The organism is Streptomyces changanensis (genome assembly GCF_024600715.1).
Classification (GTDB): Bacteria; Actinomycetota; Actinomycetes; order Streptomycetales; family Streptomycetaceae; genus Streptomyces; species Streptomyces changanensis.
The window spans coordinates 174108-193154 of the sequence record NZ_CP102332.1 but is presented as its reverse complement, the minus strand read 5'-3'; the positions used below and the strand labels follow the sequence as shown (position 1 = coordinate 193154).

Below are 19047 nucleotides of genomic sequence, written 5' to 3'. Positions count from 1 at the left end.
CGCCGTCCCGCGGGTGCCCGCCGTGCCTTCCGCGCGCGTCCGCCGTCCCGCGGTGCCTTCCGCGCCCGCCGCCGCGCACCGCTCCTCGCCCTCAGCCGTCGCCCTCAGCCGTCGTCCCGGTGACGCGCCGCCGAGGAGCCGCGGTCCCGCGTGACCGCCAGGACGCCGCCCGCGACGGCGATCACCCCGATGGCCAGGGCGATGCTGACGCCGCCCTCGGTGTCCCAGTACACGTCCTCCAAGCTGATCAGCAGCGCGGCCTCGTCCACCACCAGCGCCAGGCCGACCCCGTAGGCCAGGCCCATCCACGCGCGTGCCCGGGCGGAGCGCTGGACCAGGCCCGCCACACCGACGGCCGCGAGCAGCAGGATGCCCCACACGTAGTGGTGGAGGTGGACCCCGCCGGCCTGGACGTCACCCATGCCGGCCACGTCGATGTGGATGAGCCAGGTGAGCAGACGCATACCGCCGAAGGTGAGGGCGAACCCCCACCAGGCCAGCACCAGTCCGCGCCGCTCCGGTGAGACACCGGGCAGGACGCGCAGCCACGGCGAGGGCTTGCCGCCGTCCTCCTCGGACCTGGGCGTGCGGGTGGTGGTCTTCGACGGCTTCACGCGCGTCCTCCTGTCACGAACGTCCTGATCAGCGCGGCCATGGCGTCCGGCGCGCTGTAGTGGGCCGCGTGCGCGGCGTTCCGCACCTCGGCGAGGTGCCCGTCGACGACCGTGCGCGCCACCCGCCGTACCCAGGCGCCGGAGGCGAGGGGGTCACGCGCACCCCGTACCACGAGCGTCGGCGCCCGGACCCGGGCGAGGTTCCCCTCGAACGACGTGGCCGCGTCCCGCAGGGCGTGCCGGAACGACGCGGCGAAGCGCAGCGGGCCCGTCAGCAGGTAGTCGGCCGTCGCCACGGCGAGCAGCGGGAGCGGCTCGCGGGGCGCGTCCGCGAGGAGCCGCCCCGCCTGGCGCCAGCCGGACGCCCCCGGTTCGAGCGCGGGGCCGACCATCACCGCCCGGTCCACCCGGCGGGGGTGGCGGGCGGCGAAGGCCGCGACGACCTGGCAGCCGACCGAGTTGGCGACGAACGTGCACGGCCCCAGGGACAGCCCCCGGTGCCAGTCGCCGACCGCCTCGGCGAGCGCACCGACGTCCGGCATGCGGCGTACGGCGGACCGTGACCGTGCGTTGCCCGGCAGGTCCGGTACGAGCACGCTCGCCCCGCCCGCCGCCAGCCGTCGCGCGAGCGGCACGAAGTACCGGCCCGACAGCCCGAGCCCGTGCACCAGCACCACGACCGGAACGTCGTCGCGCGGCGGGGGCCCGAACCGGCGGGTGAAGATGCCGGGGGTCGTCGTCTGTCCCATGCGACCACCATCGCGTCCGCGGAGGCCGGAGACGGGGAGGTGCCGTGTGTCGTCCATGGTGTCCCACCTGCCCCGATGGGCCGCCCACCATCACCCGCCCCTGCCCTCGGGGCCGCTCCGGCACACCCGCCTCCGCCGGCGCACCCGCCCTCCGCCGGCGCACCCGCTGCGGCGCCCCTGGCTCCGCCGCCGCAGCCGTTCCGAAGCCCCGCCCGACGCGCCGCACGCGGTCAGCCCCTGCGGACCCGTCGACGCCGTGGACGGCCCGGGGAGCGTGCGGCGGGGGGCGTGCGCCCCTGCCGTCCGTCCGGCCGGGGCGGGCACCCGCGCGGACGGCGGAGCCGCGCGGACGGCGGAGCCCGGGGCGATGAGACCTTCCCGAGGGGGTAATGGTCCAGCGGGAGGTGGGGAGGCGGATCGGGTGCCACGTACACCGGGCCCGTCCACGGGGCCGCACGACGGAAAGCAGCCGTCCCGGGGCGGACGGCGAGGACGACCGGAGGTGCCCGGGTGGGGCGAGGGAGCAGCGAGGGCGGACGGCTCATGCTCGCGGACCTGCTGGCCGCCAGCCATCTGATGCCCGTCGAGCTGCTGCCGGTCAAGGCGTCCGAGGTCGCCCGCGCCGCCGGCTTCCACCGGGTGGCGATCTACCTGGCCGACGTGCAGCGCACCATGTTGTGCCTGCTCACCGGCGAGGAGGAGCAAGCGGACCCGCCGTACGAGGCGATGGTGCCGGTCGAGGGGACCGCCGCGGGACGGGCCTACCAGTACAGCGACGTCCTGCCGGCCGCACCGGCCGCCGACGGCGGGTGCGAGTGGTGGGTGCCGCTTCTGGACGGCACCGAGCGCATCGGCCTGCTCCGGGTGAGCGCCGAACGCGACGGCCCGGACGTCCGTGACGACATGGAGGCGCTGGCCGGGCTCATCGCGTTGATCCTCGTCAGCAAGCGCGGGACCAGCGACGCGCTCGCCAAGCTGGTGCGTGTCGAACCCATGAGCGTCGCCGCGGAGATGCAGTGGAACCTGCTGCCGCCCCGCACGTACGCGGACGGGCGGGTGGCGATCGCGGCGTCCCTGGAGCCCGCGTACCGCACGACACCGCCGCCGGCCTGTCCGGGACGCTGGCGCTCGGCGCGTGCCGCAACGCCCGCCGCCAGGGCGCCGACCTCGTCGGCAGGGCCGAGGCCGTCGAGGCCGCGCTCATCGAGCAGTACGACCGCCGACGGTACGTCACCGGCATCCTGGCCACCCTCGACACCCGTACCGGCCTGCTGCGGTGGGTCAACCGCGGCCACCACCCGCCGATCGTCATCCGCGACAACCGCTGGACCACGAACCTCGCCTGCCCGCCGGCACACCCCATGGGCACCGACCTCGGCCTGCCCAGCACCGAGTGCCGGGAGCAGCTGCAGCCCGGCGACCGCATCGTGCTCTACACCGACGGCATCACCGAGGCCCGCAGGCCCGGCGGCCCGGAGTTCGGCCTGGAACGCTTCACCGACTTCCTCATCCGCCACCACGCCGACGGCCTGCCCGTCCCCGAGACGCTGCGCCGGCTCGTCCACGCCGTGCTCGCCTACCATGACGGCCACCTCCAGGACGACGCCACCGTCCTGCTGTGCGAGTGGATCGGCCCGCGGCTGGAGCCGGCCCACAAGGCGGCCGACCTGACCGGTCTCTCCTCCCACGGCCCCCACGCCTCCCGCCGCCCGCAGGGTTCCGTCGGCTCGGAGGGTTCCGGCGACGCCGGCTCCCCGCACCGTCGGGGGTAGTGCCCCGGGGTCCGGCTCGTCCCGACCCGGGGCGTGGCGGCGCGGGGGAGCGGCGGCACGTGGGCACGCAGATCGCGGCGAAGTGGCTCAGCGGGCGCCGTCGAAGACCCGCTCCAGATGGTGGTTCCTCCGGCGTTCGGCAAGACGGCCTTCTCGGCCGGAGTGTCCCGCTCGTGCCGGTACGCCGGAGCGGGTACGCGCCCGTCGACCCGGCGGCGCCGGCGCGCGTCACCGGGGGATTCGCCCGCCGCGTTCGCGTCCGTCGGGGTGTGGGGGCGCGGGGGAGGGGAAGGCGGAGCCGGGAACGGGGCGGGTCTGGAGTGGTTTTGCGCCGGTATGCAGCCAAAAACCCATTCCGTGATCTTCGTCCTACTTGTCGGTAGCTTTCGGGGATAACGTCCTGCCCCATGATCAAAACCAAGGGGACATCAGCACAGACGACGGTCCGCGCGACGGCCGTGGCCGGCGCGGTCCTGGGTCTCGCCGCGGCCCTGGTGCCCGGCCAGGGCACGGCGCACGCGCAGACGGCACAGGCCCAGCGGATCGTGGTCGACAGCCGTACCGACGCGCCCGACGCGTCGCGCTCCGACGGCAAGTGCCTGTCGACGAAGGGTGGTTGCACGCTGCGCGCGGCGATCATGGAGGCCAACGCGCACCCGGGCTCGACGATCGTGCTCCCGGCAGGCCGGTACGACCTCGCCATCCCGCCCCTCCTCGGACGGGCCTTCACCGACTACACGCTGGCCGACACGGCACACGGCAACCTGAAGGTCTTCGCGCCCACCACGATCACCGGGGCCGGAGCGGGCAGGACGGTCATCGACGGCCACGGCATCGACCGGGTGTTCACCGTGATGCGGCCGTCGACGATCTCGGACCTCACCATCACCGGGGGCCGTTCGGAACCCACGGCGTCCCTCTACAACTACTACGGCGGCGGCGCGGTGCTGAACTCGTCCGACCTGACGATGGAGCGCGTTCACCTCACCCGGAACACCGGGAGGATCGGCGGCGCGGTCCAGAACATCCCGCTGAGCTCCTTCGCCCTGCGCGACAGCCTCGTGGACCACAACGAGGCCGGCGAGGCCGGCGGCATCCGGTTCGACTCGGCGGGGCTGGTCGAGCGGTCCACCATCACCGGCAACCGCGTCGTCGACCCCCACGACCCCACCCGCCCCGGTGAGCTGGCCGGTTACGGCGGCGGCATCGACGTGCGGGGCATCCGGGACGTCACGCTCGTGGACACCAAGGTGACCGGCAACCACGCCGACAAGGGCGGCGGCGGCGTCAACATCACTCTCGCCTACGTGCCCGGCCCGCCCGTGCCCGTCGGCCCCGGCAGCGTCCGGTTGAAGAACAGCACCGTCACCGGCAACACCAGCCTGGCGGGCCCGGACGACTGCCGTGCCGTACTCGCCAAATTCGTCGACCTCGGCGGCAACACGGTCTCCGACGACGGCTGCGGCGTCAGCCGGTGAGCCGCCGGGCCGCCCACGACCCGTGACCGTGGGCCGGCCCGAAGCTGCCGGGCCGGGGCGACGTGACCTGACCGGGCCGACGTGACCTGGCGCAGCCGACCTGACCGGGCGCGCTCGTGATGGCAGCGGCCGGGCCGGTGTACTGCCGGGCCGCCTACTGCCGGGCAAGGCGTGCCGCCGGCCCCGCCCGGGACCGGGCGGGCCCGGCGTCGTCAGCCGCCGTACGCCCCGCCGGCCCGGCCGCCCCGCCGCCGCGGGCGGCCGGGCGGCCGAGCCCCTAGCGGGCCCGCGTTCTCGTGGCGCGGGCCTCGCGCGGAGGGTTACGCGGTCTCCTCGACGAACCCCTCGTCCGCGAAGCCTTCCTCGGGGAACTCGCTCCCGGTGGGCCCTTCCGCGCCCATCCCCGGGCCGGCGAAGAGGTTCTCCATGAGCTCCTCGATGTCCAGCTCCGTGGCGCCGGTCGGGGCGGTGGGCTTGACGCCCCCGCTCATCCGCACCACGAGGCCGAGCTTCTTGACCTTGGCGTTCTCGGCGAGCTTGGCGAGGTCGACGCGGACCTCGGTCAGCTCACCGTTCTTCAGCGTGAAGTCCGCCGTCACCTTGGTGTTCGGGGCGTCCTTCAGGTCCTTGTCCGTCGGCAGTTCCACACCCGGCGGGAGGTCCTTCGCCAGCGGGCGGATCTCGCCGATCATCTCGGTGATCAGCGTGCGGAAGGGGGCCGTGGCGGTGATGTGCTCGGTGCCGCCCTCGCCTCCGGCCGTCGCGAAGTCGACCTCGCGCGCGACGACCTCGCGCAGGGCCTCCACGAGCTTCTTCTGTGTCGCGGCGTCGAGGCTGGGCTCCGGCGAGGGCTTCGCACCGGGCTCCCCGCCCTTCTCGGCCGCGAGCTCCTCCATCTTCTTGTTGTCGATCTTCACCCACTCGCCCTCGAGCACCTTCTTGAGCGCGCCGGCCTCCGGGGGCAGGTCCCCCGCCTTCGGCAGGGGGCTGCCCATGGCCTTGCCGAGAGTGTCCACGTCGGAGCGGAAGTAGGTGTGGTCGCCGACGACCCGGTACTCCAGGAGGTCCCCGTCCGGGGTGCTGACCTTCATGGCCATGCCGTCGAAGTCCTTCTCACCGGCCTCGCCGAACGGCTTCTTCGACTGCACGGTGACGCTGACCTTCGCTCCGCGGAGCAGCTCCACCGCCTCGTCCGGGATCTCGTCGCCGGGCTCGGGGTCCGACGTGTCGTCCAGCGCCTTCAGCGACGCCGCGTCGGTGTCCAGGGACAGCTCGAAGGAGAGCGACTTCTCCTTGTCGAGCTTCTCGAAGGCCCGGTCGAGCTTCTGTCCCGCGGACAGCTGCTCCACCGTGCCGCACGCGGCCGAACCCGCGAGGACGGCGCCGACGACTGCGGTGGCGGTGAGGGTCTTGCGTATGGCGGTGATGGTGGTCTCCTCGTAGATGTGATCGGTCCGTAGACTCGCGCCCCCCGCAAAAGGTTGCCCTGTTCCTGCCAAGACGGAGGGAGAGTGACGGGCCGAGGACGTCGCCCCGCACATACTGGGCCCCAACGGCGGTGCCCGCACCGGAATTTCTGGCGAGCCCGGCCGGAGCGCGCACCCCGGGACGCCGTGACAGGAGCGCGCCCGCACCGGCTCCCCGCCGCGGGCTCCCACGGAAGGGTGGCGGTCGCCGGGCGGCATCCCCGTCACGCCGTCGCGCTGTGAGACTGGAGGGGACCGGACGGGTGCGACCGGCGGCGACCGATCGGAGGACGGATGTGAACTGTCAGCGGTGCGGTGCGCAGGCGTTACAGCAGGGCCCGCGGTGGACGTGCTCGCAGGGCTGCGGCTGGTCGCGCGTGACCCCGTCGCCGGGGGGAGGGTCGAGCGGCGATGGCCAGGAGGTGGGAGCCGGAGCGTGAAGCGGCCGGGACGCGGCCGACCACGCCGGAGATCACGACGACGATGTGCGAGGCGTGCGGGTCACAGGTGTCCGGGCTCAACGGCCGGTACGCGTGCGGGGTGTGCGGTTGGGTCGACGACTGGGCCCAGGGCCAGGCGCGCCTCCCGACGGCCGACGAGGACCCGAACGCCCCGTCGCCCCCCTGACCGGATCGGGAATCGGTGTTTTTCGCCGCCGTGCGGAATTCACCGCCGATCGCCGCGCCGTAGTCTTCGGGAGATCCGAAGCGGCACGGGGGAATCCACCCGTCCGTATTCCCTCGGGAACCGCTTCACTTGAACAGCGTTTCCCTTCCTTCCACCGCGCACTAGCATCCACGCGGAGAACGCCTGGAATGGAAAATTCGGCCGATTCCCGATGTGAGGATGCGATGACGGGACCACTGGTAGAAGCAGACGCCCTGGTCAAGAAGGATCGATCCCGGTTGATCCACCCGCACCTGCCCGGTGACGTCACCGATCGCATCGTGATGGTGGCGGGTTCCGGTTGTCGCTTACGCGACGCGCACGGCCGCGAGTACCTGGACGCCACCGGCGGGCTCATGCTGGCGCACGTGGGCCACGGACGGCGCGAGATGATCGAGGCCGCGGCCGGGCAGATGGGGAAACTGGAATACTTCAGCAGCTTCCACGAGTTCACCAACGAACCCTCGATCAAACTGGCCGAACGCCTCATCGATCTGGCGCCGTCCCCGATGGAGCGCGTGTACTTCACCAGCGGCGGTGCGGAATCCGTCGACGCCGCGCTGCGCATGGCCCGCCTCTACCACCACCGGCGCGGCGAACCGGAACGCACCTGGGTCCTCGCCCGGAACTTCGGGTACCACGGAATCACCTACGGCGGCGGCGCGGCGACCGGAATGCCGATGTTCCACCAGGGTTTCGGACCCATGCTGCCCGACGTCCGGCACCTGACGCCCCCGATGCCCTTCCACCCCGAGATGTACGGCGGCGAGGACCCCACCGAATTCTGCCTGCGCGAGCTGCGGGAGACCATCGAGGAGATCGGCGCCCACCGTATCGCCGTCATGATCGGCGAGCCGATCCTCGGCGTCGCCGGCGTCATCGAACCGCCGGCCGACTACTGGCCGCGGGTCCGTGAACTCCTCGCCGAGCACGGGATCCTCCTCATCCTCGACGAGGTCATCACGGCGTTCGGCAGGACCGGGCACTGGTTCGCCGCCGAACGGATGGGCGTCACACCGGACTTCCTCGTCACGGCCAAGGGGCTGACCTCCGGCTACTTCCCGATGGGCGCCCTGCTCGTCGCCGACCACGTCGTCGACGTCGTCACCCGCGACGAGGGGTTCATCGGCGGCTACACCTACAGCGGCCACGCGACGGGCTGCGCGGTCGCCCTGGAGAACCTCGACATCATGGAGCGGGAGGGCCTCCTCGGGGCCGCCGTGAAGGTCGGCGACCACCTCGGCACCCAGCTGCGCCGCCTGGAGGAGCTGCCCACCGTCGGCCAGGTACGGCAGGTCGGCCTCATGATCGGCATCGAGCTGGCCCAGGACCCGGCCACCGGGGAACCGCTGTCCGCCGACTGGGTACCGCCCCTGGTCCGGGAGCGCAGCGGCATCATCATCCGCAACAACCCGAACACCGTCCTGCTGAGCCCGCCGCTGGTGATGGGGCTCGACGAGGCCGACCAGGTCGCGGCCGCGGTCATCGACGTCCTCACCGAGCACTCCACCAGGGCCGCCCGCACACGCGCGGCCGGGGGCAAGGCCGGCGTATCCGGCGCGCCGACCCGCGAGCCGTCGGTGCTCGACGCGCCGTGGGACCGGCCGCCGTCGATGCCGGACCTGCTGGCCGCCGCCATGGAGTGGCACTTCGACCCGAAGACGGGCTCCCGGTTCTGGCTGGAGCGGGCCAGGACCCTCGACTTCGACCCGCGCAAGGACGTCCACACCGAAGCCGACCTGGCGCTGTTCCCGAACGTCGTCGACGAGCTGCGCGACGTCCGCGCCGAGGACCTCGTGCCGCGCGGGTACGGGGACGGGCCGATCCCGCTGGACGTCTTCGAGAGCGGCGGCACGACCGGCGCGCCCAAGCGCGTCGCCTGGCTGCCCGACCTGCACGAGCAGCTGAACGCGTGGCACTGCGGCGTCCTGGACGACCGCGGTGTCCCCCGCGGGGTCAACTGGCTGACGATCGGCCCGAGCGGACCGCACATGTTCGGCCCCATGGGCCGGACCCTGGCACACCGCCGCGGCGGCCACCCCCTCACCGTCGACCTGGACCCGCGCTGGGTGAAGAAATGCGTCGCCGAAGGCCGCCACGACGACACCAAGAGGTACCTGGAGCACGTCCTCGACCAGGTCCGGTGGATCCTGCGAAGCCAGGACGTCGGCGTCGTCTTCACCACTCCGCCCCTCCTGGAGGCCCTGGCGGGCGACGAGGAGCTGGCCGACCTCGTCAACCGGAAGGTCCGCACCCTCATCTGGGGCGGCGCCTCCATGGACGTCGACACCCGCAGCCTGTTCCGCACGGAGGTGTTCCCCGAGGCGCAGCTGCTCGGCTTCTACGGCAGCACCATGGTCGGCTGCGGCATGTACGAGCGGGCGGGACTCGCCGAGGACGAGCCGTCGACGTTCGACCCGCCATACCCGTTCGTCAGCATGCGGGTCGTCGACCCGGACACCGGGGAGACCGTGCCGTACGGTGAACGCGGCCAGGTCGTCATGCACCACGTCAGCCGCAGCATGCTCATACCGAACAACCTCGAACGGGACACCGCGATCCGCAGGCCCCCCACCGCGGGGTTCGGCGGGGACGCGGTCGCCGACATCAAGCCGGTCCCGACGTTCGACGGCACCACCGTCATCGAGGGGGTGTACTGACGTGCCCGGCTCTCCGGCAGTCGTCCACCTCGACGCCCTCGGCCCCGGCGGGCCCTACCGGGCGCAGGCGCGGGAGGTCGTCACCGACGTCACCGGCCGACCGGTCGCCGAGCTGAGCATGGTGCCGCGGCTGTACGTGCGGCGCGGCCTGACCGCCCTGAAGCGGGCCCGCACGCTCCCCACCGACGAGCGGACGGCGGCGCTGGCCGAGGCCGGCCGGCTGTTCGCCACCGCCACCCTCGGCGGCCTGAGCGTCGACGAGTACGAGCACGCCGTCGCCCGCGTGAGCGGCCTGCCCGTCGCGCTGGTGCGGGAAGCCACCGGGAACACCGCCGCGGGCCTGGCCGGCGCGTACGGCTCCGCCGGCCAGGCCCGACCGCGCGGCAGCCGCGACACGTCGAACGGGGCCGGCACGGCGGTGTGGATCCGCCGCGCCGACGTCCTCGCCGTCGTCACCGCAGGCAACCACCCCGGGATCCACGTGCAGTGGGTGGAGGCGCTGGCACTGGGCTACCGCGTCGCCGTACGCCCCTCACGCCGCGAACCGCTGACCGCGCACCGCCTGGTCACCGCCCTGCACGCGGCGGGCTTCGGCACGGACCACGTCGTCATGCTGCCCACCGACCATGGCGTCGCCGACGACCTGGTCGACGGCGCCGACCTCGCCATGGTCTACGGCGGCGACGACGTCATCGCCAAGTACCGCGGCAGCACGAGCGTGCTGCCGCACGGACCGGGACGCGCCAAGATCCTCCTCACCGCCGACACCGACGTCACCCGGCACCTCGACACGATCGTCGACTCGATCAGCCGGCAGGCCGGCGCCGCGTGCGTGAACGCCACGGCCGTCTTCGTCGAAGGGGACCCCGCGCCGGTCGCCCGGGCCATCGCCGAACGCCTCGCCGCCCTCCCCTCGCTGCCGCCGGAGGACGACCGGGCCGTGCTGCCGGTCCGGCGGCTGGACGCCGCCCGGACCCTGGAGAAGTACGTGCGCTCCGAGGCCGCCGGTGCCAGGGCGTGGCTCGGCGGCGACACCATCGTCGACGAGCTCGGGGACGGCTCCGCGGTGCTGCGCCCGGCGGTGTTCCAGCTGGACCGCGCCGACGCGCCGCAGACCCGCGCGGAGATGCCGTTCCCCTGCGTGTGGGTCGCGCCGTGGACCCGCGCCGACGGCGTGGCCCCGCTGCGCGACACGGTGGTGCTCACCGCCCTGACGTCCGACCCGGAGCTCGTGGGGGAGCTGCTCGACGAGCCGACCATCCGGAGCCTCCACGTCGGCGACCACCCGACGCACGTGCTGGTCCCCGGGCTGCCGCACGACGGTTACCTGGGGGAGTTCCTGATGCGCTGCAAGACGTTCACACCCGCCTCGGCGTCCACCGCGCCGGTGGCGTCCGCTTCGTCCGCGACACCGGGGGCGGGGCGGTAGCGCGGCCACGGCCCCAGCGGAGCACACCCCGGCCGGCGCCGGGGGTGGAGACCTCGACTCCACCCCCGGCGCCGGCCTCGGCACGCCCCCTTCGGTGCGTGAGACTCAGGTCACAGCCGGCCGTGTCACAGGCGGTCGGTCTGTGTCGTCTCGGGTGTGTCAGCCACTTCGCCACCGCAGGGAGCACACGATGGACACGCGACTGGACTTCTTCGCCCACCGGACGTCGGGCACGGTCCTCAAGCACTTCATGTCGGCGGGCAGGGTGTTCAAGGAGGCGCCGCTGCCGGCCGCGACGCAGGAGCTGGTGGCGCTGCGCGTGAGCCAGATCAACGGCTGCGCCGTCTGCATCGACATGCACACCAAGGACGCCACCGCCGCCGGCGAGACGCCGGTGCGGCTGCACCTGGTCGCGGCGTGGCGGGAGGCCACCGTCTTCACCGAGGCCGAACGGGCCGCGCTGGAGCTGGCGGAGGAGGGCACCCGTGTCGCCGACGCGGTCGGCGGGGTCGGCGACGCCGTGTGGGAGCGGGCCGCCCGGCACTTCGACGAGGAGCAGCTCGCCACGCTGGTGCTGCTGATCTCCTTCATGAACGCGGCGAACCGGATGAACGTCATCACCAGGCAGCCGGCCACCGGCACGTACGAGTCCGGCCGGGCCCACTGACGGGGCGCCGGCACCCGGGTCACCGACGGGGCGCCGGAACGAGCGGCACGGGCCCGGTCGGCGGGCACCGTGCCCGGCTCGGACCGGCGCCGCGCCGCGGCCCGGTACCGGCCGGCCGATCGACGGGAGCCGCCCGCGCCGCCGCGTACGGCCGGGTGGGAAGGTGTGCGGGGAGGAAAGACGCATGCGCGTGAACCACGCGAGCAAGGTCGAGGAGTTCGAGGAGCTGCGGCCGCTGCTGTTCTCGATCGCCTACCGGATCCTGGGCGGGGTGGGGGAGGCCGAGGACGCGGTGCAGGAGACGTGGCTGCGTTACGACGGCGCGGCCACCCGGCCCACGTCGACGAAGTCCTTCCTGTCGGCGACGGTGACGCGGATCGCGATCGACGTGCTGCGTTCCGCACGGGTGCGGCGGGAGCAGTACGTGGGCCCCTGGTTCCCCGAGCCGCTGCTGAGCGACCCGTACCAGGACCCGGCGCGGTCGGCGGAACTGGCCGACTCCGTGTCCATGGCGGCGCTCCTCCTGCTGGAACGCCTCAGCCCTCTGGAGCGGGCGGTGTTCGTGCTGCGGGAGGTCTTCGGCTTCGGGTACGACGAGGTCGCCTCGGCGGTGGGGCGGTCGGAGGCGGCGTGCCGACAACTGGTCGTACGGGCGCGGCGGCACATGGAGGACGCGCGGCCCCGGTTCACGGCGGACCGTCGGGAGCGGCGGGAGCTGGCGTCGCGGTTCCTTGTCGCGCTGAAGGACGGGGACGTGGACGGGTTGCAGGACCTGCTCGCCGCCGACGTGCGGCTCGTGGGGGACGGCGGGGGCAAGGCCCCCCAGCTGCCGAGGACCCTCGTCGGCGCCGGGAGGACGGCCCGGCTGCTCGCCTCCGCCTTCCCCGCGATGGCCCGGGCCGGCGTGACGTTCGAGTCGCGCGAGGTCAACGGCCAGCCGGGTGTCATCTCCCGGGACCGGGACGGCAGGGTGCTCAACACGCTGGTGCTCGACGTGGTCGACGGGCGGATCATGACCGTCCGCTGCGTCCTCAACCCGGACAAGCTTCGGCACGTGGGCCCGGTGGCCGACGCCTGGGCCCTCTCCCGCGAGGTGAAGCGGGCCCGCCGGCAGCCGCGCTGAGCCGATCCGCCCGCCGGCGCGGGGTCGGACCACGCCGCTGACGGGCCGCCCGGCGACGGCCCGTCAGCCGGCCCCGCCGTCGCGGACCTCGCGCAGGGACGCGCGCAGGATGTCGGTCGCGCGGGTGAGCCAGTCGGACAGGACCGCGAGCTCCTCGGGGGTGTACTCGGCGAACAGCTGCGCGATCCGCCGGTGGTTGCCCTCGTAGACCTCGTACACGCGTGCCGCCGCGGTGGCGTCCGCGACGACGCGGACGCGCCTGCGGTCGCCGGGGTCGTTGCGGCGGTGGGCGTAGCCGGCGCGCTCCAGCCGGTTGATGACGCCGGTGATCGCCCCCGTCGTCAGGTTCGCCCGCTGGGCCAGGTCGCCGGCGCTGATCGGTTCCCCCGCTCCCTCCGCCTCGAGGACGAAGCCGAGGCAGGTGAGGTCGGTGACGTTCAGCCCCAGCCGTTGGGCGATGTCGTGCTGGGCCACGATGCCGGACGCGACGAGGCGATCCATCTGGGCGTGAGCCTGTGCCGCCGTGGCGGGGGAGCGCCGTTTGCCATCCACCGGAAGATTCCCTTAGTCTCTAAGTAACTTAGCTTGCGAGATAAAGCGCCTTCGAGGTGAGCGTATCTCCGGACCGGGAGGGCATGCCATGAGCGCACACGGGGACGTCGACCTGGGCCACACCGTGGCGGGCTGGACCGGTACGGCGATCGGCCTCGCCGGCCTGTGCGTCACCGGCCTCGCCGTGGTCGCCGTGTCGCTCCCGCTCGCCCTCATCGGCGCCGGTGCCCTGACCGGGGCGGTCCTCGTCACGTGGGCGCTGCACCTCGCCGGCTGGGGGAAGCCGAGCGGTCCCCGTCCGCCGGAGGAGTGGCCCTGGCGCGTGCGGGACCGGGGGGCGCGGCACGGGCACCGCGACTGCCTCGGCTGCCGCCTGGCGGGCCGGCGCCCCGCGGAGGACCCCGTCCCCGCGCGTGCCGCCCGGCCCCGGCCCGCGCCGGCCACCGCCGCCACCCGGTGAACCCCTCGGCGGCGCCGGGGTGGGCCGGGCGGGCCACTGACCGTGTGAACGCCGCCTCCGGGGGCAGGCGGGGAGAATGGCCGAACTGTCGCACGTCCTCCAAGCAGCGATGCGCCGCCGGCACCTCAGTGTGCAAGGGCTCGCGGACCGCACCGGTATCCGGACCCCGCGCATCAGGGTCTTCGTCCAGGACGGGGCCGAAGGGCCCGTCCACCCCACGGAGCAGGAGTTGCGCGAACTCGCCGACGCCCTCGACCTGCCTCTCACGGAGCTCCTCCCCGGCACCCTCGCCGGCGCCCCCACCGGCTGACGTCGGCGCCCCCACCGGCTGACGCCGGACCCTGGCCGCGCTGGCGGCCGCTCCTGGCCGGTCCCGTGACCGCGTGACCGCCCACGCGCCGCGCGGCGCGCGGTGACGGATCACCCCGGCCCGCCGACGGGCCGTGCGGTTCACCCCTGTTCCCGCTCCACGGGCAGCCACAGCTCGGCGTCAGCCTCCGCCCCGTCCGGCGACAGCCGGGTGCGCAGGATCTCCGGCCCGGGGCGGCTGCGGTACGGGTTCGAGGGAAACCACTCCGTGAACACGTCCCGCCACAGTTCCTGGATGGCGCCCGGTGCCGGACCGGACGTGCCGAACACCGCCCAGGTGCCGGCGGGGACGGCCAGGGACGTCGTACCCGCCGGAGCGGCCGCGGACGTGACGACCCCGTGGTGGTAGTCGAGCTCGGTGCCCTCGGCGCGGCTCGGGTCCAGGTCGTCACAGACCGCGACGAGGCCCCGGGGCTCCTGGTCGGACAGCTCCTCCAGACGCTTCAGGGTGCGCGGCGCGAGTCCGCGCACGAAGTCGATGATCGCCTGGTTGGGCCCCGCGTGTACCAGTGGCACCCGGGCCTTCAGGCCGACGACGGTGAACGCCGGCCGGTCCACCACCCGGTAACGCATGCTGCCGCTCCCCTCGACGGTGAGGCGAAAGGTCAACCGGGACTGGGAGACGAGCGCCGCACCGGTGCGCCGGGCCTCGCCGGGCCCCACGCCGTGCACGGCGCGGAAGGCCCGCGCGAAGGCCTCACCCGAGCCGTAGCCGTACCGCACCGCGATCTCCAGCAGCGACCCGCGCCCCGCCAGCACTTCGGCGCCCGCGACGGTCAGCCGCCGGCGTCGGACGTACTCCGACAGCGGCATGCCCGCGAGCGCGGAGAACATCCGGCGCAGGTGGTACTCCGACGTGGCCGCGACGCGCGCCAGGCCGGCCACGTCGATCGACTGGTCGAGACGGCCCTCGATGTGGTCCATGACCTCGTTGAGCCGCTCCAGCACGCGCGGTCCCCTTCCTCCTCGTGCCCATCACGCCGGGCGGCGCGCACCCGACCGGACCCGGCAGCGCGGCACCCTGTGCCCGACGGGGCCGGGACCTGCGGCGGACCGTCCGACGCGGCGCGGGGGCCGCCCGCCCTCGGCCCTCCCGCGGTGGGGTGCCACCGGGCGCCCCCGCCCCTCGGGGGACCGGCCGGCCGTCGTGGCATTCTGTCCCGGTGATCATACGAACGCGGCTCACCGCGGCGTTGCTGCCGTTCGCCCTGCCGGTCGCGGGGTTCACCGGCTGCACCGGCCCGTCGGGCGCGTCCGCCTGCGACGGCACGGCGGAGCGGGCCGAGCAGCTGCGTGCCGAGCCCGTCCTTGACGTTTTCCCGCGCGGCGCGGAGCCGGCGGGCCGCGACGCGGGGTGCACCGACGACGGCGGTGAGGCATCCGTGTACGCCGACCGGTCGTACACGTTCTCCGGCTCGCGGGGCGAGGTGTACGACTTCTACAGGTCCGCCGCCGCCGCGAAGGGCTGGACGCCCTCGGAACCACCCGACTCGTGGGGCCGCCTGTGCTTCGCCCGGGAGGACCAGGGCGACCGGGTCCTGCTCCTCGTCTTCGCCACGGACCGCGGACCGACGTCGGACTACGGCATCGTGGCGTCGGGCCCGCCGGACGGCGCGGACACGCGCTGCTGAGCGGGACAAGGGGCGGCGGGACAAGGGGCGGCACGGACCGGGCGACGCTCCGTCAGCCCGTGGTCCGCGCCGCGGCTTCCCGGGTGATGTCGGCGTAGAGGCGGAAGAGGGCCGGGCGGGCCCCGTCGTGGTCGCGCCGGTGCAGGGCCGCCCAGCACCGGGCGACGACCTCACGGGCGCGGGCGCCGGGCCACGGTCGCGGAAGGAGCTTGGGCGGGAGCAGCGGGTCGGGTTCCATGGCCCGGGTGAGCTCGGCGGCCAGCTCGACCGCGATGGTCAGGAGCGCGGGCGGCGTGAGCTCGGCGGTGCCGGTGAGCCGGTCGAGGCGGGCCCGGGCGACGCGGTCGAGGCGGTGGTAGCGGTCGGCGACCTCCTCCAGGGGCCACAGGCTCCGCGCGAGCGCGGCGGGGTCCCGCGTGTCGCCCCTGCGCAGGTCCGCCGTGGTGAGGAGGGTGAGCGCGTCGTGGGCGCCCAGTCGGTGGGCGGCCTCCTCGACGTACGGCTCCCAGGCGTTGGCGCTGACGTACAGCCCGCCCTGGAGCGGGGCTCCGCCCAGGTGGACGAGCGCCTCCCGCAGGCCGTCCCGTGCGGCGCGCGCCGACTCCGGGACCGCGAAGGCGGCCAGGTGCCACACCCCGTCCCAGGGCGCGAGCCCGGCGTCCTGCCGGAACGCGTGCCGGACGAAGTCCGCGCGGGGGGCGAGGGCGCGCGTGGTCTCCTCGGCCGCGTGCAGCGTCGCCCGGCGGCCCCGGCCCTCATGGGTGAACCGCCCCTCGGCGACGAGGCGTTTGACGCACAGCCGCACCTGCTGGTCGCTCATGCCGAGGGTGGCGGCGACGGTGTACAGCTCGTCCGCGGCGACGGTGCCGTCCTCGCGTACCAGCGCGTGGACGAGCATGCGGGTGGGTACCTCGACGTGGTCGCTCCCGGCGCTCACAGCGCTCCCTCCTCTCGCACCGCGACGGCGCGGCGCATGGTGGTCACCGCGCCGAACCCCAGCAGCCCGCGCAGGTAGGGCGTCCGTTCGGTCCGCACGGCCCGGAAGCCACGCCGCTCGTACAGGGCCCGGGCGCGCGGGTTCGTGTCGATGACGTCCAGTCTGACCTCCCGGCAGCCGGACTCCGCCGCGACGGCCGCCACCTCCTCCAGGAGCAGTCCCCCGATCCCGCGGCCGCGCACGCCGGCGTCGACGGCGATGCCGTCCATGACGAGCTGCCCGGGTGCGGGGCGGCGTTCGAAGAGCGCGAGCAGGGCGAGGCGGTGCAGTCCCCGGAGGTGCCCGTACGCGCGCAACACGTCGGAGGCCGATCCTCCGGTGAGGGACCGGCCGTCGAGCCCGTAGCCGGCGAGGCCGACGAGCCGCCCGTCGACGAGGGCGCAGACCGCGCGGTCGGCGTTCAGGTGCGCGGCGAGAAAGGGCACCGCCTTCTCCGGCGGGTCGAGGGCGGGGCCGAGCTTGCGGCCGAAGGCCTCCCAGTAGAGGTCGGCCGCCCGACGCTCCGCCCCCGCCGGAACGCCCCGCCGGACCGTCACCGGTCCCGGGTCGGTGCCCGCCTCCGTCGCGTCCCCACCCATGTCCCGCTCCCTCCGCTCGACGAGCTCCAAAACTATCACGCATGGAACGATCGTGAGAGAGATGATAGTTTCACGCTGTCGGGCAGCCCGTGCGGTCCGACCCAAGCCACCCGAGCAGAGGCGGTCAGATTCCATGCGCCCCCCGACCTGGCCCTCACGGCGCGCGCTCCGCACCCTCACGTGGATACTCGTCGCGGTCCTGGCCGTGGCCGCCGGGCCGACCGGTGTGGTGCTGTGGCAGCACTCCTACGCCATGGACGAGCGGCGGGTCTCGATCCGCCACGGCGGCCACACCCTCCACGGCGTACTGGCCACCCCCAGGGACGGCCGCACCCGCCACGGCCTCGTCGTGTACCTCCACGGCGACGGCCCCGTCGACGCCACCCACGACGGCGGGTACCGACCCCTGTGGGAGGCGAACGCGCGAGCCGGGTACGCCTCCCTCTCCTGGGACAAGCCCGGCGTCGACGGCGCACCCGGCAACTGGCTCCACCAGTCCATGGACGACCGCGCCGACGAGGCCGCCGCCGCCATCGCCTGGGCACGCGCCCGCCCGGACGTCGACGGCGACCGGATCGGGCTCTGGGGCGCGAGCCAGGCGGGCTGGGTCCTGCCGAAGGTGGCCGCCAGGACACCCGTGAGCTTCGTCGTCGCCGTCTCACCCGCGGTCAACTGGCTGCGCCAGGGTCGCTACCACCTGCTCGCCGAGCTGCGCGCCGAGGGCGCGCCCCCCGCCCGCGTCGAGGCCGAGGTCGCCAGGAGCGACGCCGTCCGCCGCCTGCTGCGACGCCGCGCGACCTTCGAGGAGTACGCCGCGGCCGTGCACGGCGACACACGCGGCATGACCGCCGACCGCTGGCGCTTCGTCTCCCGGAACCACACCGCGGACGCCACCCGGGACCTCGACGCGCTGCGTGGCGTACCGGTGCTCCTCACCCTGGCGGGCCACGACGTCAACGTCGACACCGCCGACACGGAACGCGTCTACCGCCGGATACTGGACCCGGGTGGCGCGCTGACCGTCGAGCACTACCCGGACGCGACCCACGCCCTGGTCAGGCACTCCGTCGAACGGTCGGAGCTCCGGACGGTGCTCACCGCGCTCTTCCGCCCGCGCGCGCTCTTCGCCGACCGGTTCCTGGAGGACCAACGGCGGTTCCTGCAGGGGCGTCACGGGGAAGGCGCCGCCGTCCACGAGTCCCGGGCGGGGCGTCGGGCGTGGACGCACGGGTGGAGCCCCGGCTCCGCGTCAGGGCGGTAGAGCGCGGCGTGGTGGTGGAGGACCTGCAGTCCGGTGCCCCCCGCACCCGCAGGTGGTCCCCGGTGGTCAGGCCGCTGACGGTGGCCCGGTGTCCAGGCCGCTGACGGCGACCCGGTGACCCGGCGGGTGGCCCCTCCGCACGATGTGCGCCACGGCCCGCCGGGCGGCGCCGAACTCCGGGAAGTCGGCGCGGCGAACCGGGCCGCGGCGGCCGGGCGTCCCTGCTGGGCGCCGTTGCCCTCGGCCTGCGGATCCGTGCTCGCCCCGGTGGGCGCAACCGGTGCACGCGGAGGGGGCGAGGTGTTCTGCGTCACCTCGTGTTCACCGTGCCGTCGGGCTCGCGTCACCGTCTGCCGGTCGTCAGGAGGGCTGCGGCCGGGAGCCGGGGCGTGCCGGAACGTCGACAACGGGCCCTTGTTTCCGCCGCGTTGGGGGAGCGGTGGCCGCGCCCGCCGTGTCCCGGGGCCGGCCGTGCGCCGTCGGCGTCCGCCGTCCGTCGCCGTCCCGCGGCCGAAACGCGCGGCGGGACGGTGACGGGGGCGCTGTGTAGCGTGCGGGGACAAGTCGTTGTCCAG

General features: G+C 74.3%; 17 protein-coding genes and 1 pseudogene. 11 read left to right on the top strand and 7 right to left on the bottom strand.

The features are described 5' to 3' along the window. Positions 1 to 104 precede the first annotated feature (104 nt). Positions 105 to 614: a hypothetical protein gene (locus NRO40_RS00785; protein WP_058940004.1), complete on the bottom strand. Its 510-nt coding sequence runs from the start codon at positions 612 to 614 to the stop codon at positions 105 to 107. Further along, entirely contained in the window at positions 611 to 1363 is a 753-nt protein-coding gene (locus NRO40_RS00780; protein ID WP_058940116.1) for an alpha/beta fold hydrolase, read from the bottom strand. The genes NRO40_RS00785 and NRO40_RS00780 overlap by 4 nt, the downstream gene beginning before the upstream one ends. A 543-nt stretch (positions 1364 to 1906) precedes the next feature. Here NRO40_RS00780 and NRO40_RS00775 point away from each other — a divergent pair. Further along, positions 1907 to 3135, top strand: a pseudogene (locus NRO40_RS00775) (PP2C family protein-serine/threonine phosphatase). Positions 3136 to 3542: 407 nt separating this feature from the next. Beyond that, the gene (locus NRO40_RS00770; protein ID WP_157901767.1) at positions 3543 to 4613 is read left to right on the top strand and encodes a right-handed parallel beta-helix repeat-containing protein; all 1071 of its coding nucleotides are present in this window, start codon (positions 3543 to 3545) and stop codon (positions 4611 to 4613) included. Between the two features lie 320 nt (positions 4614 to 4933). Here the strand turns inward: NRO40_RS00770 and NRO40_RS00765 are convergent, their stop codons facing one another. Then, positions 4934 to 5962, bottom strand: a complete 1029-nt coding sequence (locus NRO40_RS00765) for a hypothetical protein (RefSeq protein WP_058940006.1) — start codon at positions 5960 to 5962, stop codon at positions 4934 to 4936. A 528-nt stretch (positions 5963 to 6490) separates the two neighbouring features. Between NRO40_RS00765 and NRO40_RS00760 the strand changes: the two genes are divergently transcribed. The 5 genes from NRO40_RS00760 (at position 6491) to NRO40_RS00735 (ending at position 12624) form a co-directional block, all read left to right on the top strand. Beyond that, on the top strand, positions 6491 to 6706 hold the full coding sequence (locus NRO40_RS00760; RefSeq protein WP_058940007.1) for a hypothetical protein: 216 nt from the start codon (positions 6491 to 6493) through the stop codon (positions 6704 to 6706). 224 nt (positions 6707 to 6930) lie between these two features. Continuing rightward, a complete protein-coding gene (locus tag NRO40_RS30495; protein WP_306674849.1) occupies positions 6931 to 9405 on the top strand; it encodes an aminotransferase class III-fold pyridoxal phosphate-dependent enzyme in 2475 nt (824 codons plus the stop codon). A gap of 1 nt (position 9406) precedes the next feature. Next, a complete protein-coding gene (locus NRO40_RS00745) occupies positions 9407 to 10834 on the top strand; it encodes an aldehyde dehydrogenase family protein (protein WP_079046723.1) in 1428 nt (475 codons plus the stop codon). Between the two features lie 190 nt (positions 10835 to 11024). Next, positions 11025 to 11501: a carboxymuconolactone decarboxylase family protein gene (locus NRO40_RS00740; protein ID WP_058940008.1), complete on the top strand. Its 477-nt coding sequence runs from the start codon at positions 11025 to 11027 to the stop codon at positions 11499 to 11501. 184 nt (positions 11502 to 11685) lie between these two features. Then, positions 11686 to 12624, top strand: coding sequence for an RNA polymerase sigma-70 factor (locus tag NRO40_RS00735; RefSeq protein WP_058940009.1), 939 nt, complete (start codon positions 11686 to 11688; stop codon positions 12622 to 12624). 63 nt (positions 12625 to 12687) lie between these two features. Here NRO40_RS00735 and NRO40_RS00730 read toward each other — a convergent pair whose 3' ends face one another. Continuing rightward, positions 12688 to 13176, bottom strand: coding sequence for a MarR family transcriptional regulator (locus NRO40_RS00730; protein WP_058940010.1), 489 nt, complete (start codon positions 13174 to 13176; stop codon positions 12688 to 12690). A gap of 88 nt (positions 13177 to 13264) precedes the next feature. Here NRO40_RS00730 and NRO40_RS00725 point away from each other — a divergent pair, with 88 nt between their 5' ends. Beyond that, the gene (locus NRO40_RS00725) at positions 13265 to 13636 is read left to right on the top strand and encodes an HGxxPAAW family protein (protein WP_058940011.1); all 372 of its coding nucleotides are present in this window, start codon (positions 13265 to 13267) and stop codon (positions 13634 to 13636) included. 76 nt (positions 13637 to 13712) lie between these two features. Beyond that, complete coding sequence (locus NRO40_RS00720) at positions 13713 to 13946, top strand: helix-turn-helix domain-containing protein (protein ID WP_058940012.1); 234 nt, start codon at positions 13713 to 13715, stop codon at positions 13944 to 13946. A 140-nt stretch (positions 13947 to 14086) separates the two neighbouring features. Here NRO40_RS00720 and NRO40_RS00715 read toward each other — a convergent pair whose 3' ends face one another. After that, positions 14087 to 14953 (bottom strand): AraC family transcriptional regulator, encoded by an 867-nt coding sequence (locus tag NRO40_RS00715; protein ID WP_058940013.1) that lies wholly within the window; start codon positions 14951 to 14953, stop codon positions 14087 to 14089. A gap of 215 nt (positions 14954 to 15168) precedes the next feature. Here NRO40_RS00715 and NRO40_RS00710 point away from each other — a divergent pair, with 215 nt between their 5' ends. Continuing rightward, positions 15169 to 15636, top strand: coding sequence for a hypothetical protein (locus tag NRO40_RS00710; RefSeq protein ID WP_058940014.1), 468 nt, complete (start codon positions 15169 to 15171; stop codon positions 15634 to 15636). Between the two features lie 52 nt (positions 15637 to 15688). Here NRO40_RS00710 and NRO40_RS00705 read toward each other — a convergent pair whose 3' ends face one another. Then, entirely contained in the window at positions 15689 to 16534 is an 846-nt protein-coding gene (locus NRO40_RS00705; RefSeq protein ID WP_058940117.1) for a PaaX family transcriptional regulator C-terminal domain-containing protein, read from the bottom strand. A 35-nt stretch (positions 16535 to 16569) separates the two neighbouring features. Further along, entirely contained in the window at positions 16570 to 17211 is a 642-nt protein-coding gene (locus tag NRO40_RS00700) for a GNAT family N-acetyltransferase (RefSeq protein ID WP_058940015.1), read from the bottom strand. Between the two features lie 133 nt (positions 17212 to 17344). On the opposite strand from NRO40_RS00700, the gene NRO40_RS00695 reads away from it, so the two are divergent. Continuing rightward, positions 17345 to 18472, top strand: coding sequence for an alpha/beta hydrolase family protein (locus tag NRO40_RS00695; RefSeq protein ID WP_079046724.1), 1128 nt, complete (start codon positions 17345 to 17347; stop codon positions 18470 to 18472). Positions 18473 to 19047 lie beyond the last annotated feature (575 nt).

Bases quoted from the DNA above. Each gene is read 5' to 3' on its own strand.
- NRO40_RS00780 (WP_058940116.1), bottom strand. From the start codon at position 1,363: ATGGGACAGACGACGACCCCCGGCATCTTCACCCGCCGGTTCGGGCCC.
- NRO40_RS00770 (WP_157901767.1), top strand. From the start codon at position 3,543: ATGATCAAAACCAAGGGGACATCAGCACAGACGACGGTCCGCGCGACG.
- NRO40_RS00760 (WP_058940007.1), top strand. From the start codon at position 6,491: ATGGCCAGGAGGTGGGAGCCGGAGCGTGAAGCGGCCGGGACGCGGCCG.
- NRO40_RS30495 (WP_306674849.1), top strand. From the start codon at position 6,931: ATGACGGGACCACTGGTAGAAGCAGACGCCCTGGTCAAGAAGGATCGA.
- NRO40_RS00740 (WP_058940008.1), top strand. From the start codon at position 11,025: ATGGACACGCGACTGGACTTCTTCGCCCACCGGACGTCGGGCACGGTC.
- NRO40_RS00735 (WP_058940009.1), top strand. From the start codon at position 11,686: ATGCGCGTGAACCACGCGAGCAAGGTCGAGGAGTTCGAGGAGCTGCGG.
- NRO40_RS00725 (WP_058940011.1), top strand. From the start codon at position 13,265: ATGAGCGCACACGGGGACGTCGACCTGGGCCACACCGTGGCGGGCTGG.
- NRO40_RS00720 (WP_058940012.1), top strand. From the start codon at position 13,713: ATGGCCGAACTGTCGCACGTCCTCCAAGCAGCGATGCGCCGCCGGCAC.
- NRO40_RS00705 (WP_058940117.1), bottom strand. From the start codon at position 16,534: ATGCTCGTCCACGCGCTGGTACGCGAGGACGGCACCGTCGCCGCGGAC.
- NRO40_RS00700 (WP_058940015.1), bottom strand. From the start codon at position 17,211: ATGGGTGGGGACGCGACGGAGGCGGGCACCGACCCGGGACCGGTGACG.
- NRO40_RS00695 (WP_079046724.1), top strand. From the start codon at position 17,345: ATGCGCCCCCCGACCTGGCCCTCACGGCGCGCGCTCCGCACCCTCACG.